This is a genomic window from Streptomyces sp. NPDC000134, from assembly GCF_042899225.1.
Lineage (GTDB): Bacteria > Actinomycetota > Actinomycetes > Streptomycetales > Streptomycetaceae > Streptomyces.
Genome location: NZ_JBIAZN010000009.1, coordinates 296,449 through 309,825, shown reverse-complemented (window position 1 = coordinate 309,825; position 13,377 = coordinate 296,449). Strand labels below are relative to the sequence as shown.

The window sequence follows — 13,377 nt, the reverse complement described above, 5'->3', positions numbered from 1 at the left end:
CGTTCCGTACCCCGGCGGGCCGTCCGGCGCGCACCGCAGTCGAGGAGCAGTCACCCCGTGAGCATCTCCGAGCAGCCCCAGGACCCGGCCGACGGCAAGCTCCCCGGCGCGGAACTCGCCGGGGTCTCCCCCGAGTCGCCGGTCGGGCGGCTGGCGGCCACCGTGGACCGGCTCAGCCGGGAGGTCAGCCGGGCCCAGGCCGAGGCCGAGGGCCGGGCCCTGATCGAGCTGGCCAAGGGCATCCTGGTCGAACGCCTCGGGTGCGGTCCGGCGCAGGCCGCCCGGCAGCTCACCGAGCTGTCCGAGCAGGCCCAGATGACGCCGCTGGAGTTCGCGGTCGACGTCATCAACCAGGCCGCCCGGGACCGGATGTCGGAGGTGACGGACGCCTTCCTCGCGGCCACCGCCGCCGCGGAGAGCGAGGAGCAGGCCGCCGAGTCGGCCGCCGTACGGCTGCGGGCGGCCGAGAGCGGCGCGCTGGCCGCCGACGACACCCAGGCGGTCGCCGACGCGCTGCTGGAGCAGGCGCTGCGCCCGCTCGGCGCGGTGGCGGTGGCGATCTGGTCGGCGGGCTCGGACGGCTCGCTGGCGCTGGCCGGCAGCGCGGGGTTCTCCCCGGCCGAGGCGCTGCGCTGGCGGTACGTCCCGCCGGACGTGGCCACGGTGGCGCGGCGCGGCCTGACCGAGCGCGACGGGCAGTGGATCAGGTCCCTGGCGGAGACCGGGCTGCCCACCCTCGGCCGGCAGCGCTACCCGGAGGGCGGCCGGGCCGCGCTGCCCGCCGGGACGGGCGGACGGGTGCACGGCGTCCTGGAGATCGCCTGGCCCGATCCGCTCCAGCGGCAGCCGCCGCAGGTGGTCCGGCAGGTGGAGGCGCTCGCGGAGCTGTGCGCGCACACCCTGGAGACGGCCACCGGGGCCGGTCCCGGCGCCGGTGCCGAGCCGCGGGTGCTGCCGGACGCCGCGGAGCTGATGGACCTGGCGGACGGGCTGCATGACCCCGCGCTGGTCCTGGTGCCGCACCTGGACGGCTCCGGGAACCTGGTGGACTTCCGCATCCAGCACGTCAACGACCGCTTCCTGGACCCGGCCGGCCGGCCCCGGGCCGTGGTGGGCGGCGCGCTGCTGCTCCAGGCGTACCCGATGGCGGCCGGGGAGAGCGAGCTGTTCCAGCGCGTGGAGCGGGTGTACGCCACCGGGGAGCCGTTCCGGGCCCGGCGGATGAACCTGACCGCCCTGGTGGACCAGGTGCCGCTGTCGGCGGTCGCGGACATCAGCATCAGCCGGCACGGCAGCGCCGTCCTGCTGATCTGGCGCATCGAGGACGAGACGGCCCGGCTGGCGAGCCTGCTCCAGCACGCCCAGCGCCTGGGCCGGATCGGCGGGTTCGAGGAGAACCTGCTGACCGGGGAGATCACCTGGAACGGCCAGTTGTTCGACCTGTACGGCCGGCCGCAGTCCAGCACGCCCGTGCCGCTGGAGCAGTTGCCCGCGCACGCCCACCCGGACGACGCGGTCACCATCGGCCGGTTCGTGCGCACCCTGCTGCACCGCCGGCGGCCCGCCTCGGCGGCGTTCCGGCTGGCCCGCCCGGACGGGGTGACCCGGCACATCCGGGTGGTCGCCGAGCCGGTCCTGGACACCGACGGCCGGCCGCTGCTGGTCCGGGGCGCCTATCAGGACATCTCCGCGCAGCACTGGACGGAGGTGGCGCTGGCGGCGACCCGCGACCAGTTGGCGCACACCGAGCAGCAGGCCCACGAGCGCAACCGGCTGACCCTGCAGTTGCAGCACGCCATCATGCCGCCCGCGCAGGGGCCGCTGAAGCTGGACGGCCTCCAGGTCGCCGTGCGCTACCGGCCGGCGGAGACCGAGCAGTTGGTGGGCGGCGACTGGTACGACGTGGTGGTGCTGCCCAACAAGCTGGTGCTGCTGTGCGTGGGCGACGTGGCCGGGCACGGCATAGAGGCCGCGACCAGCATGGTGGTGCTGCGCAACGCGCTGCGCGGCCTGGCGGTGACCGGCGCGGGGCCGGGCCAGCTCCTGTCCTGGCTGAACATCGTGGCGCACCATCTGACCGGCGCGGTCACCGCCACCGCCGTGTGCGGGCTGTACGACCCCGCCCGGCGCACGCTGACCTGGGCCCGCGCGGGGCATCTGCCGCCGGTGCTGGTCCGCGACCGGCAGGCGGCGCCGCTGCCGCTGGTCAAGGGCCTGCTGCTGGGGGCGGTGCCGGAGGCGGTGTACGAGGAGGCGGAGATGCAGCTCGCGGCCGAGGACACGCTGCTGATGTACACCGACGGTCTGATCGAGCGCCGCGACCGCTCGGTGGAGGAGTCGCTGGCCCATCTGCTGACCACCGCGCGGAACGCGCCGAGCACCCTGGACCAGCAGTTGGACCGCCTGCTGACGTACAGCAGGTCCGACACGGACGACGACACCTGTCTGGTGGGCGTGCGCCTCGCGTGACGACCGGGACGCATGACGGGCCGGATCGGGGGTAAGCGCGCGGGCGCAGGCCACGAACGCGCACCGGAAGGAGGCGCACACCATGAGATCTTGATCACTGCGCACGCCGGAAAGAGGCGTGCGTCGAAGTGGCCTACGGGGGTAAGCAGCCCTGGCTGTCCGCATTCGTTGGAGGTACACGTGCCCATTGCCCAGGATCCACTGTCCGTCGAGGTGACCCTGCCTCGCGAGGACGTGGCACTGCTCACGGTCGAGGGCTATCTGGACGTCGACACCGCGACGGAGTTCCAGCACCATCTGGCCAATCAGCTCCACCATGGCAGGCGGCACTTCCTGCTTGACCTGTCGGCGGTTCCGTTCATGGACTCCTCCGGCATGAACATCATTCTCCGCGTGTACCAGGAGGCCCGGGAGCTGCCGGGCAGCGTGCACATCATCCGGCCCGCCTCCGCGGTGCGGCGAATACTGGATCTCACCGGTGTCAGCATCACCGTCCCGGTCTCCGAGAGCGTCGAGGAGGCGCTCGCCCGCGTCGACGGGGAGCCGGGCCGGACCGGGCAGGAGCCTGATCCCGCCGAGTCGCGGGGGGAGTGAGGACCCGGTCCGTCCCTCCTCGGACGCCGGCCGCGGCGGCTCCCGCCGTGCCTGCCGTCCCGCGCACCCGCCCCGGGGGAGCGGGTGCCCCACGCGGTGTCGTACGAGGTCGGCGGGTCGTTACAGTTGACGCCCGGCAGAGTTACGTCGTCGGCCCGTTGCCGCAGAGGTGCGCCCGACGCAGTGCGGATGAGGAGTGGATCAGGTGCCGGAGCACGCAGCGGACGGGACTTTCGTCAACCCGACGGGCGAGGTGCGGGACTTCCTGCGCCGTCGACGCGAGCAGATCGCTCAGCGGTGGGCGGACGAGCCCCTGTTCCGGACGGTGTTCACCGTCTCCCGGGACGAGGCGGTGGAGGCGGCCAAGGCGGTCGTCAACGCCATGGCCGAGGTGGCGGACGCCGCCCGGGTGGACGACCCGGACGCCGCGGGGTTCTCCTCGGTGCGCGATCAGCTCGGGCGGATGGGCACGGCCCGCTCCCGGGCGGGGCTGAGCGCCGGGCAGATCTCCAGCGAGCTGGCCTCGCTGCGGCTGCCGCTGGAGAACCCGCTGCTGGCCGACCTCCAGGAGGCCCCCGAGGGGCATGTGCGGGCGTGTATGACCACGCTGACCGTGCTCATCGGGACGCTGCGGGTCGTGGTGATGCAGACCGCGCTGCGCGAGGGACAGGCCCTCATCGACCGGCAGCGGCTGCAGTTGCTGGAGGTGGCCACGCCGGTCATCAAGCTGTGGGACGGCATCGTCGCGGTGCCGCTGATCGGCACCCTGGACAGCGCCCGCAGCCAGGTGGTCATGGAGACCCTGCTGGAGTCCATCGTCGAGCAGCAGGCCCGGTACGCGATCCTGGACATCACCGGTGTGCCGACGGTCGACTCGCTGGTGGCCCAGCACCTGATGAAGACGGTGGCGGCGGCCCGGCTGATGGGCGCCGAGTGCGTGGTCTCCGGCATCCGGCCGGCCATCGCGCAGACCATCGTCCACCTCGGCCTGGACCTGGGCACCGTGGTGACCCGGACGGGTCTGGCCGACGCCCTCGCCTACGCCCTGCACAAGCTCGGAGCCGGCATCGTGCTCGACGCGGATCAGCGGTGAACGAGATGTTCCCCGGTGCCGCGACCGGGCGCGTGCCCGTGCTGAGACTGGGCGAGGTACTCCTCGTCACGATCCAGGGCGACCTGCACGACAGCACGGCCGAGCAGCTCCAGCAGGACCTCTCCGAGACCATCGCCCGCAGTGGCGCCACCGGTGTGATCATCGACATCTCCGGGGTGGAGATCGTCGACTCCTTCCTCGGCCGGGTGCTGGCCGAGATCGCCGCGCAGTCCAGCCTGCTGGCGGCGCGGACCGTGGTGGTCGGCATGCGCCCCGCGGTCGCCATCACCCTGGTCGAGCTGGGCCTGACACTGCCGGGGCTGCGCACCGCGCTCAGCACCGAGCAGGCCATGGAACTGCTGACCGGCTCCCCCCGCCTCGGCGGCCGGCGCCAGGAGAGTGCGTGATGCACACTGCCGAGGGCGTCGAGGCCCGGCTGCCGATCCGTTCGGACATGGACCTGGTGTGGGTGCGCCAGCATGTGCGGCAGGCGGCGGCCCAGCTCGGCTTCGGCCTGGTGGACCAGACGAAACTGGTGACCGCGGCCAGCGAGCTGGCCCGCAACACCCTGGTGTACGGCGGCGGCGGCACGATGGAGGCCCAGCACCTCGTGGACGGCTCCTCGCACGGGCTGCGGCTGGTCTTCAGCGACCAGGGCCCCGGCATCGCCGACGTGGAACAGGCCCTCAGCGACGGCTACACCTCGGGCGGCGGCCTGGGCATGGGCCTGGGCGGCGCGCGCCGGCTGGTCCACGAGTTCGCGATCGACACCGCCCCGGGGGCCGGTACCACGGTCCGGGTGACCTCGTGGACGGGGCGGGCGCCCCGGCCGCGCGAGGAGTACTGATGCCGAAGCTGTGGGAGGTCCCGGTCCACGACTCCACCCGGGTGCGCGACGCCCGGGTGGCGGCCGAGCAGGCGGCGTCGCTGGCGAAGCTGGACGAGCGGCGCGGCGCGACGGCGGCGCTGGTCGCCACCGAGCTGGCCACCAACCTGCTCAAGCACGCGGGCGGCGGGCGGGTGCTCATCGACGTGGTCGCGCCGCCCGTGCTGCGGGCCGACCGGGACCCGGAGCCGGTGGTGCAGATCGCGGCGGTCGACCACGGACCGGGGATCGCGGACGTGTCCGCCGCCCTCGGGGACGGTTTCTCCACCGCCGACTCGCTCGGCGCGGGCCTGGGCACCTGTCTGCGGGTCGCCGACGACTTCGCGCTGCACAGCGTGCCGGGCCGGGGCACGGTGGCGCTGGCCCGCGTCGGCGCCGCCGCCGCCCGCACCCGTGCCCCGGAGGCCGGCGGGGTGGCCGGGGTGCGGGCCGGCGGGGTGAACGTGCCCTTCGGCGAGGCGGAGTACTCCGGGGACGCCTGGGCGTGGGTGCGGGCGGCGGACCGGGTGACGCTGATGCTGGCGGACGGGCTGGGGCACGGCCCGGAGGCGTCCCGTGCCTCGGCGGCCGCGGTCGACGCGCTGCGGGAGGCCGCCCACGTCCCGCCCGCCGAGGTGCTGCGGCGGCTGCACGGAGCGCTGGGCGGCACCCGGGGCGCGGCGGTCGCGGTGGCCCAGGTCGACCTGCGCGCCGGACGGCTCGCGTTCGCCGGGATCGGCAACGTGGGGGCGCGGCTGTGCGCGGACGGGACCTGGCGGGCGCTGGTGTCCAGGCCCGGCATCGTCGGCGTGCACCGGCCGACGACCCTGCGCGAGGAGGTGACGGACTGGGCGGCGGACCGGGTGCTGATCCTGCACAGCGACGGGCTGCCCAGCCGCTGGACGCCGTCGCCCGAGGCGTGCCGTCCCGATGTCGACCCGGCCGTGACGGCCGCGGTGACGGTGCGTGACGCCAGCAGCTCCGCGCGCCCGGTGCGGGACGACACCGCCGTGGCCGTGCTGACCTCGACCCCGCCGGAAAGATCATGAAGCATACGTGGCAGATCTCCACCGTCACCGACGCGGCGCGGGCCCGGATCGCCGCCGCGCGACTGGCCGCGGCGTGCGGGGCGCCGCCGCTGGAGCGGACCCGGCTGACGGCGGCGCTCAGCGCCCATCTGCGGCAGTGCCTGACCAAGGGCGGCACCTGGCGGCTGGTCCTGACGCTATGCGCGGACGGCGGGCAGGGCCTGCTGGAGGCGGAGGTCGCGCCGACGCACGACGCCGACGCGGCCGGTGAGCCGCCGTGGCGGACGACGCTGCTCTGCCCGGAACCGGCCGGCTCCGGCGCGGCGGGCGCGGTGTCCGAGGACCCGGACGCGCTGGCGGAGGCGCTGCTCGGCGCCGACGAGGACACCGCAGTGGTGCTGCGCGAACTCACCGAGCAGGAGGAACTGGTCGCCTTCCACCGGGAGGAGCTCCAGCAGACCAACCAGGGCGTCGTGGCGCTGCACGCCGAGCTGGACGCGGCCGGCCGGGCGCAGCGGGAGGCGTTCGCCGCGGAGCGCAAGGCGCGCACCGAGGCGGAGGACGCGCGCCGGCGGCTGACCTTCCTGGCCGACGCCAGCGCGGTGCTGACGACCTCGCTGAACCACCACGAGATCGTCCGCCGCCTGCCTGACCTGCTGGTGCCGCAGTACGCGGGCAGCGTCGACGTCTGGCTGTTCGACGACGAGGACCCGCGGGAGACGACACCGCACCCGGCGCCGGCGGTGGCCGCCGCCCGCACCGGCCGGCCGCAGTACGCCGCCGACCGTCCCGGCGGGCTGCCCGGCGTGGACGACCACCCGCCCTCGGCGCTGCACCCGGGCCGGCCGCTGCTGTGCGTCCCGCTGCCGAGCCGGCAGGCGCCGCTGGGCGTGCTGACCCTGACGCCGCCCGGCGAGCGCTGGGACCCGGACGACGCGGTGATGCTGCTGGAGCTGACCCGGCGGGCCAGCATCGCCATCGACAACGCCCGCCGCTACGAGCACAACCGGGACATCGCCGAGACCCTCCAGCGGGCCCTGCTGACCGAACTGCCGACCACCCGGGGGCTCGGCCTCGCCGCGCGCTATCTGCCCGCCACCCACGGGCTGAACATCGGCGGCGACTGGTACGACGCCTTCCGCCAGCCCGACGGCGGGGTGATCGCCGTGGTCGGCGACGTGACCGGGCACGGGCTGCACGCGGCGGTCATGATGAGCCAGTTGCGCACCGCGCTGCGCGCCTACGCCGTCGACGGCGGCAGCCCCGGCAAGCTCCTGACCCGGCTGCACAACTTCCTGCACCACCTCCAGCCGGACCTGTACGCCACCGCCGTCATCGCCCGGTTCCACCCGGACGACCCGACGATGACCTGGGCGGCGGCCGGTCATCCGCCGCCGGTGCTGCGCGGGGCGGACGGGCGGGTGCGGGTCCTGGACGCCAAGCCCGGCGCGATGCTGGGCATCCCGCTCAAGCAGGAGATCGCCGACCACACCGTACGGCTGTCCCCCGGATCGACGCTGGCGCTCTACACGGACGGTCTGGTCGAGCGGCGGGCCCGGGGCATCGACCCGGGCATCGAGCGGCTCGCGGACGCCCTCGGCACCTTCGGTCCGGCGGAGCTGGACATCGATCTGGGCGGCGCGGCGGACGGCATCCTGCATCCGCTGCTGAGCGACTCGGAGCGGGACGACGACGTCTGTCTCCTCCTGTGCCACTTGCGCGGCGGCGGCTGACGGACCCCGCGCGGTCCCCCCGACGGCCGCCGCCGAGTGGCGGGGCCCGCCGCCGCGCGATGAGATCGGTGGGTGCGAAGCAGCGATCCAGGGGCAGGCGAAGGACGTATTCGGCAGACCGCCCGGAGCCGCAGAAAGGGATGAACACCGTGACACGACCCAGGATCCTGGTGGTCGGCGCAGGTTTCGCCGGCGTGGAATGCGTCCGCCGCCTGGAGAGGCAGCTCACTCCCCAGGAAGCCGACATCACGCTGGTGACTCCGTTCGCCTACCAGCTCTATCTGCCTCTGCTGCCCCAGGTCGCCTCCGGTGTGCTGACACCGCAGTCGGTCGCCGTGTCGCTGCGGCGCAGCAGCAAGTACCGCACCCGGATCATTCCCGGCGGCGCCATCGGCGTGGACCTGAAGTCCAAGGTCTGCGTGGTGCGCACCATCACCGACCGGATCGTCAACGAGCCGTACGACTACATCGTGCTGGCTCCCGGCAGCATCACCCGTACCTTCGACATCCCGGGCCTGACCGATCACGCCTTCGGCATGAAGACGCTGGCGGAGGCCGCGTACATCCGGGACCACGTCATCTCCCAGTTGGACCTGGCCGACGCCAGCGACGACCCGGCGGAGCGCGCCTCCCGGCTGCAGTTCGTGGTGGTCGGCGGCGGCTACGCGGGCACCGAGACCGCGGCCTGTCTGCAGCGGCTCACGCACGCCGCCGTCAAGCGCTATCCGCGGCTGGACCCGAGTCTGATCAAGTGGCACCTGATCGACATCGCGCCGCGGCTGATGCCCGAACTGGGCGAGAACCTCGGCCGCAGCGCCCAGGAGGTGCTGCGCCGGCGCGGCATCGAGATCTCCCTCGGCGTCTCCATCGAGAAGGCCGGCCCGGAGGAGGTCACCTTCACCGACGGCCGGGTGGTGCCGACCCGCACTCTGATCTGGACGGCCGGAGTGGTCGCCAGCCCGCTCATCGGCACGCTCGGCGCGGAGACCGTCAAGGGGCGGCTCGCGGTCACCGCCGAGATGTGCCTGCCGAACCACGACGGGGTGTTCGCCCTCGGTGACGCGGCGGCCGTGCCCGACCTCGGCAAGGGCCAGGAGGGGGCGGTCTGCCCGCCGACCGCGCAGCACGCGATGCGGCAGGGCCGGCACGTCGCCGACAACGTCATCGCCTCCTTGCGCGGGCAGCCGCAGCGGCCGTACGTCCACAAGGACCTGGGGCTGGTCGTCGACCTGGGCGGCACGGACGCGGTGTCCAAGCCGCTCGGCGTGGAGCTGCGCGGGCTGCCCGCGCAGGCGGTGGCCCGCGGGTACCACTGGTCGGCGCTGCGCACCGGAGTCGCCAAGACCCGGGTGATGACCAACTGGCTGCTGAACGCGGTGGCCGGCGACGACTTCGTGCGCACCGGCTTCCAGGCCCGCAAGCCCGCCAAGCTGAAGGACTTCGAGTACACGGACGCGTATCTGTCCCCGGAGCAGGTGCGGGAGCAGGTCGAGGGGGCCGGTCTCCGGACCTGACCCGGCACCGGGGGTCCGCTCGCGGCATGACATGCTGAGAAGTGGATCTCGGCGTTCGAGCAGGGGAGAGTACGGCGGCGTGAGAGCAGCGGGACGCTCGGTGCGGACACGACTGCGGGACCGCGTCGCGGCGTCCGACCCGGGACTGCTGAGGCTGGTCGCCGGGCTGCGGACGGTGGGCGCCATCGCGCTCGCGCTGGCCGTGCTCGCCCTGCTCGGCTCGGACGTCACCCATCTGGTGGCGGGGGCGATGGCGGCGATGGTCGCCACCTTCGCCATCCGCGAGAAGCAGCCCGGCGCGCAGGCGGTCACGCTGGCGCTGGGCCTGCCGGTGGCGCTGGCCTCGGTGTCCCTGGCCGCGCTGCTCAGCTCCCGGGTGGTGGCCGGCGATGTCTTCTTCGTCGTACTGATCTTCTGTGCCGTCTACGGCCGCCGGTTCGGTGACCGGGGCACCGCGCTGGGCCTGATCGGTTTCCAGCTCTACTTCGTCTCCCTGTTCGTCGGCGCGAGCGTCGGCGCGCTGCCCGAGCTGTACCGGGCCGTGGCCCTGGCGTTCGGGTGCAGCGCGCTGGTGCGGTTCGCGATCGTGCCCGCGAAGCCGGCCGGCGTCCTCCAGCGGCTGCGGCAGGCGTTCCGGGCCCGGCTGGCACAGTTGATCTCCGCCCAGTTGGCGCTGCTGGACGCCGGGCCCGACGACATCGACAAGGCGCTGGAGGACCTGCGGGAGGGCACGGCCCGGCTGCACGAGACGGCGCTGATGATCCAGAGCCGCCTGGAGGAGGGCACCCCGGACGCGTCCACGGCCCGGCTGGTGCAGCGCCGTATCGCGGACGCCGAGATCGCCGCCGAGCGGCTCGGGCTGCTGCTGCTGGGCGCGCGCAGCGCCCGCCGGGCCGACACCCTCACCCTGCACCTGCCGGGCGCCCCCGCCCCGACGGTGCGGCGACTGCCGGGCGCCGACGAGGCGACGGAGCTGCTGCGCCGGGACCTCGGGGCGCTGCGGGCGCTGGTGCTGCGACCGCCCGCCGAGGCCCGCGGCACGGCCCTGTCCCACCTGCGCAACCGGCTGCTCGGCTACCGCGAGGAGGAGAACCTCCCGGCGGCGACACCGGCCGTGCAGGACGTCTTCCGGGGCATCGGCGAGACCGCGCGGGCGGTGCTGGGTCTGCGGGTCGCCCTGGACGGGCCGCAGGACGAGTCGGACGACTCCCCCGCGACCGCCCGCTCGCGCGAGGAACTGGACGCCGAGGACGCCGCGATCGACGCCGGTGAGGAGGAGATCCCGGCGGCCGAGCCGACGGGGCTGCGGCGGCCGACGACCCGGGCCGCGGTGCAGGTGGCCGTCGGGTCCTCGCTGGCCATCGTGGGCGGCGAGCTGCTGTCCACGCAGCGCTGGTACTGGGCGGTGCTGACCTGCTGGATCGTCTTCCTGAACACCGCCTCCACCGGCGAGATCCTGGTCAAGGGCTACCGGCGGCTGCTGGGCACGGTGTTCGGGGTGGTGGCGGGCATCGTGCTGGCCGGGCTGGTCGGGCAGCACACCTGGACGGCGTTCGCGCTGGTCCTGGTCTTCATCTTCGCGATGTTCTACACCGCGCCGCTGTCGTACACCCTGATGTCGTTCTTCGTCACCGCCATGCTGGGGCTGCTCTACACCCTGCTGCACACCTACAGCATGTCGGTGCTGCTGCTGCGGGTGGAGGAGACGGCGCTGGGCGCGGCCTGCGGGGTCGTCGCGGCGGCGCTGGTGCTGCCGGTGCGCACCGACCGCCGTACCGACGAGCTGCTGGGCACGGTGCTGGAGAAGCTGGTGGACGTCACCGAGGGGGCGGTGGAGCAGCTCAGCGGTGGCCCGGCGGCGGATCTGCTGGACCGGGCCCGCGATCTGGACCAGGCGCTGGGGGATCTCCGGGCCGCCACCCAGCCGCTGACCCATCCGATCACGCCGCTGCGCACGCGGCGGGACACCGCCCGTTACGTGGTGGCGCTGCTGGAGACCTGCGCGTACCACGCGCGGTCGCTGGCGGCGACGGCGGAGCTGCTGCCGACCCATCCGTCGATCGCGGCCGACCCGAGGCTGCGGGGGGCGGTGCGGCGCACGGTGCGCAACATCGAGGCGATCGCGGCGCGGGTCGCGGACGAGCGGGCCGCCACCGAGGTGGAGACCGGTCCCAGCATCGCCTCGCTGCTGGAGCCGGACGCCGGCGGCGTCCCGCGCTACGGCAGGATCACCGGCCGGGTGCTGCGGCATCTGGAGCGGCTGGACGAGGCGGTCACCGGCCTCGCCCGGCCGCTGGGCGTGCCCGTCGCGGCGCCGCGGCGCTGAGGCGGGCCGGGGCGGGTCAGAAGTCGGTGGGCAGGCCGCTGGCCTCGGCGATGCCGCGCAGCTCCTCGTTCTGCCGGTGGCGTTCCTTGAGGTAGTCGGCGATCTCGCCGAGCCGGTCGGGATCGGAGGCGGTGGCCGCGTCGGTCACCACGCGGACCGGGCCGGTCTCCTCGGTACTGATCTCGATCACCTCGTTGTCAAGGCGGCCGGTGACGGCGGTGGCGATGACGAGGGCGGCCTCGTCGCGGATCTCCTGGGGCAGTTCGTCGGCGCCCTGCCCGTCGAGGGAGAAGTCGATGGTGGGGAGCTGGTGCTCGTCGATCGCCCGCAGCACCGGTTCCACCACGCTGAGCAGCAGCCGGTAGTCCTCGGTGTCCATGCGGATGCGCAGGAGGTCGAGGTAGACGTCCACGGGACGGCCGTCCGGCGGAATCTCGTGTTCGTTCATCCGCACCGTGTTCCCCCTTCCGCTCGGATCAGACGCGCCGCCACCGGGCCAGCGCGAAGGAGAAGACGCCGAACAGCACCAGCCCGGCCGCGACCAGTGCCAGCAGCCAGGGGCCGAGCGGGGTGTCGGCGAAGGAGCGCAGGGTGTCGTCGAGGCCCTTGGCCTTGTCGGCCTGGTAGTCGACCGCGGCCCGTACGGCGAAGACGCCGGCCGTGGCGAAGACCAGTCCGCGTGCCACTCCCCCGGCGACGCCCGTGACGTCCACCAGCTTCCGGGACCACGGGGCCATCTCGCCCGTCTTGAGCTTCTTGCGGAAGCTGCGGCGGGCCGCCTGTACGCCGATCACCACTCCGGCGATCACGATGGCCGCGCCGGCCGCGCCGACCAGCCACCGTCCGGCGGGCACCTCCATGACCCGGGCGGTGACGTCCCGGGACTGCTGGTCGCTCGATCCGCCGGAGCCGTGCGAGGGGCTGGCGGCGAACGCGAGGACCGAGTAGGCGACGAAGCCGTAGAACACGCAGCGGGCGGCGGCCGACAGCCGCTTCTTCGCCTTGTGGCCGTCGGCGCCGACGGAGCCGAACAGGGCCTCGGACAGCCGCCACAGGGCCATGCCGACCAGGCCGATGCCCAGCGCCCACAGCAGCACCGAGCCGAACGGCTTCGCGGCGAGTTCCTCCAGCGCGCCGGAGCGGTCCGCCTCGCGTCCGCCACCGCCGCCGAAGGCGATCTGCAGCGCCAGCAGCCCGACCAGCAGGTAGATCACCCCGCGTGCGGTGAGGCCCGCGCGGGCCGCGCCCTCCCTGGCCGATCCGTGGGCCAGCCGCCGGGCCTTGTTCCGGCCGGTCGTTCCCGTCAGCACTCGTGTGGCCATGTCCTGGCTCCCCTCCCGGTGTGTCGCGGATCGGATGCCCCGGCCGGGGCCCGGCACACCCCCGGCCGGGCCGCCGCTCCGGCCCGGCGTTCCGGTTCCGGACACGCCGCTGCCGTGGCTGTGGGGTCACAGCCACGGCAGGCGGGGGGCCTCCTCGGTGCCGGCCGTGTACGGCCGGCCGGCGCGGCGTCAGTCGCCGACGGCGACGGGGGCGGGTTGTCCGGGGCCGGGCGCGACGGCGAGCCAGTGGCGCGCCGCCTCCAGGGCCAGGCGTACGTCGCGGGTACCGGTGGACACGCACAGCGTGTACGCCAGGTCCCGGGCCCGGGGGCTCGGTCCTCCGTCGGCGGGCTCGCCGGCCAGGGCCGTCTCGTACTCGTCGACGAGCCGGCGCAGTACGGCGGGGTGGGGCCTCAGCATCGCTCTCGTTTCC

General features: G+C 74.3%; 12 protein-coding genes. 9 read left to right on the top strand and 3 right to left on the bottom strand.

Annotated elements, in window-relative coordinates; genetic code table 11:
• Nucleotides 1-57 precede the first annotated feature (57 nt).
• The 9 genes from ACFY32_RS16395 (at nucleotide 58) to ACFY32_RS16355 (ending at nucleotide 11,622) form a co-directional block, all read left to right on the top strand.
• Nucleotides 58-2,469, top strand: coding sequence for a SpoIIE family protein phosphatase (locus ACFY32_RS16395; RefSeq protein WP_390674515.1), 2,412 nt, complete (start codon nucleotides 58-60; stop codon nucleotides 2,467-2,469).
• A 180-nt stretch (nucleotides 2,470-2,649) separates the two neighbouring features.
• Entirely contained in the window at nucleotides 2,650-3,063 is a 414-nt protein-coding gene (locus ACFY32_RS16390) for an STAS domain-containing protein (RefSeq protein ID WP_390674514.1), read from the top strand.
• 205 nt (nucleotides 3,064-3,268) lie between these two features.
• Nucleotides 3,269-4,156 (top strand): STAS domain-containing protein, encoded by an 888-nt coding sequence (locus ACFY32_RS16385; RefSeq protein WP_390674513.1) that lies wholly within the window; start codon nucleotides 3,269-3,271, stop codon nucleotides 4,154-4,156.
• A 5-nt stretch (nucleotides 4,157-4,161) separates the two neighbouring features.
• Nucleotides 4,162-4,563, top strand: a complete 402-nt coding sequence (locus tag ACFY32_RS16380; RefSeq protein WP_390674527.1) for an STAS domain-containing protein — start codon at nucleotides 4,162-4,164, stop codon at nucleotides 4,561-4,563.
• A complete protein-coding gene (locus ACFY32_RS16375) occupies nucleotides 4,563-5,003 on the top strand; it encodes an anti-sigma regulatory factor (protein ID WP_390674512.1) in 441 nt (146 codons plus the stop codon). Before ACFY32_RS16380 ends, ACFY32_RS16375 begins: the two co-directional genes overlap by 1 nt.
• Nucleotides 5,003-6,070, top strand: coding sequence for an ATP-binding SpoIIE family protein phosphatase (locus tag ACFY32_RS16370; RefSeq protein ID WP_359199014.1), 1,068 nt, complete (start codon nucleotides 5,003-5,005; stop codon nucleotides 6,068-6,070). The genes ACFY32_RS16375 and ACFY32_RS16370 overlap by 1 nt, the downstream gene beginning before the upstream one ends.
• Nucleotides 6,067-7,782: a GAF domain-containing SpoIIE family protein phosphatase gene (locus ACFY32_RS16365; RefSeq protein ID WP_359199017.1), complete on the top strand. Its 1,716-nt coding sequence runs from the start codon at nucleotides 6,067-6,069 to the stop codon at nucleotides 7,780-7,782. Before ACFY32_RS16370 ends, ACFY32_RS16365 begins: the two co-directional genes overlap by 4 nt.
• Nucleotides 7,783-7,922: 140 nt before the next feature.
• A complete protein-coding gene (locus tag ACFY32_RS16360) occupies nucleotides 7,923-9,296 on the top strand; it encodes an NAD(P)/FAD-dependent oxidoreductase (protein WP_359199020.1) in 1,374 nt (457 codons plus the stop codon).
• Between the two features lie 79 nt (nucleotides 9,297-9,375).
• Complete coding sequence (locus tag ACFY32_RS16355) at nucleotides 9,376-11,622, top strand: FUSC family protein (protein ID WP_390674511.1); 2,247 nt, start codon at nucleotides 9,376-9,378, stop codon at nucleotides 11,620-11,622.
• A 16-nt stretch (nucleotides 11,623-11,638) separates the two neighbouring features.
• Here ACFY32_RS16355 and ACFY32_RS16350 read toward each other — a convergent pair whose 3' ends face one another.
• The 3 genes from ACFY32_RS16350 to ACFY32_RS16340 all read right to left on the bottom strand — a co-directional run bounded on the left by ACFY32_RS16350 (nucleotide 11,639) and on the right by ACFY32_RS16340 (nucleotide 13,364).
• A complete protein-coding gene (locus ACFY32_RS16350) occupies nucleotides 11,639-12,070 on the bottom strand; it encodes a hypothetical protein (RefSeq protein ID WP_359199025.1) in 432 nt (143 codons plus the stop codon).
• Between the two features lie 28 nt (nucleotides 12,071-12,098).
• Complete coding sequence (locus tag ACFY32_RS16345; RefSeq protein WP_359199028.1) at nucleotides 12,099-12,944, bottom strand: DUF1206 domain-containing protein; 846 nt, start codon at nucleotides 12,942-12,944, stop codon at nucleotides 12,099-12,101.
• 189 nt (nucleotides 12,945-13,133) lie between these two features.
• Entirely contained in the window at nucleotides 13,134-13,364 is a 231-nt protein-coding gene (locus tag ACFY32_RS16340) for a DUF5133 domain-containing protein (protein ID WP_359199031.1), read from the bottom strand.
• Between the last annotated feature and the right edge of the window lie 13 nt (nucleotides 13,365-13,377).

What these genes read in the sequence shown, in the direction of transcription:
- ACFY32_RS16380 (WP_390674527.1), top strand. Translation starts at nt 4,162, where the DNA reads ATGTTCCCCGGTGCCGCGACCGGGCGCGTGCCCGTGCTGAGACTGGGC.
- ACFY32_RS16375 (WP_390674512.1), top strand. Translation starts at nt 4,563, where the DNA reads ATGCACACTGCCGAGGGCGTCGAGGCCCGGCTGCCGATCCGTTCGGAC.
- ACFY32_RS16370 (WP_359199014.1), top strand. Translation starts at nt 5,003, where the DNA reads ATGCCGAAGCTGTGGGAGGTCCCGGTCCACGACTCCACCCGGGTGCGC.
- ACFY32_RS16365 (WP_359199017.1), top strand. Translation starts at nt 6,067, where the DNA reads ATGAAGCATACGTGGCAGATCTCCACCGTCACCGACGCGGCGCGGGCC.
- ACFY32_RS16360 (WP_359199020.1), top strand. Translation starts at nt 7,923, where the DNA reads ATGAACACCGTGACACGACCCAGGATCCTGGTGGTCGGCGCAGGTTTC.
- ACFY32_RS16350 (WP_359199025.1), bottom strand. Translation starts at nt 12,070, where the DNA reads ATGAACGAACACGAGATTCCGCCGGACGGCCGTCCCGTGGACGTCTAC.
- ACFY32_RS16345 (WP_359199028.1), bottom strand. Translation starts at nt 12,944, where the DNA reads ATGGCCACACGAGTGCTGACGGGAACGACCGGCCGGAACAAGGCCCGG.
- ACFY32_RS16340 (WP_359199031.1), bottom strand. Translation starts at nt 13,364, where the DNA reads ATGCTGAGGCCCCACCCCGCCGTACTGCGCCGGCTCGTCGACGAGTAC.